At 62.1% G+C, this 935-nt stretch carries 2 pseudogenes; both read right to left on the bottom strand.

Features of this window, described 5'->3' with window-relative positions:
- Window positions 1-679: pseudogene (locus E1J61_RS37160) on the bottom strand (DUF1156 domain-containing protein); the annotation flags it as partial.
- Between the two features lie 11 nt (window positions 680-690).
- A pseudogene (locus tag E1J61_RS37155) lies at window positions 691-935 on the bottom strand (hypothetical protein); the annotation flags it as partial.

Below are 935 nucleotides of genomic sequence, written 5' to 3'. Positions count from 1 at the left end.
CCGGGCCTTCGTAACTGTACTCGCGCCGCTGCTCTTGGGTCAGGCTGAGCGGATCAAAGTCGGCGGGCATCACATGCTTGGTCGGCACGTGCGTCCATTTCCCTTTCTCGCCGTTGGGGCCGTCGCAGTAGTAGTACGGCATGATCTGCGGCTTGACGTCGGCTTCGATATCGGCGAGCAGGCGCTTCACCTCCTCCAGATCGACATTGGCAAGCTCCTGCTTGACCACGAACCACGCGACCGGGTTCAGGTCGTTGCCTATCATCTGCATTCCGAGGCGAGAGCCTTCTACCAGCGTGGTGCCACCGCCCATGAAGATGTCGGCCACCTTCAGGTGCTTGAACGCACCCTTCTTCTGGTGGTTGGCGTAGTAGTTGTCCCACACCAGCTTGGCCGCGTGCGACTTGTCCTCGGGGGCCTTGGTGGCTGCCGCGATCAACATCGAACGGAACACGCTGGAGCGACGCCGTGCCCACCATTTCGACATCTGGTAGATCGGCTTGCCCGCGTTGCCTTCGATGATCGCCACCTGATTGACCGGCAGGATCGGGAAGTCGACTTCCAGGCAGGTCTTGGGACGGTTCGGGTCGTTGAAGTCGACGGTTTCCATTGCGACCGGCTTGCCAGCGCCGACGGCCTTGGTGACTTCTTGCGCTAGGAGTTCTTTTTTGGTTGCCATGCAGCGCGTCCTTATTTCGTGAGCTCGACGAAGGGCGATAGCACCTCGAGCAATGAGAGGCCGCCGTGCGTCAACGTCGGGTAGCCGCCTTGGCTCTTCCACTTCCAGCGGCCGACGGCCAGGAGGTGAGCGCCGTGCGGGCTGTTGATCTGGAGTGCCACGGGTGGCACGAAGGGGCCGGTCTCACCGGTGCCCTTGGCGCTGCGCCCACTGGCGAAGGTTTTCTTGAGGAACTGGCCGACCTCGCCATCCGCGT

Origin of the sequence: Cupriavidus sp. L7L (assembly GCF_004353535.1) — a bacterium.
In the GTDB taxonomy this organism is placed as follows: Bacteria; Pseudomonadota; Gammaproteobacteria; order Burkholderiales; family Burkholderiaceae; genus Cupriavidus; species Cupriavidus oxalaticus_A.
This window is presented reverse-complemented; position numbering and strand designations above follow the sequence as displayed.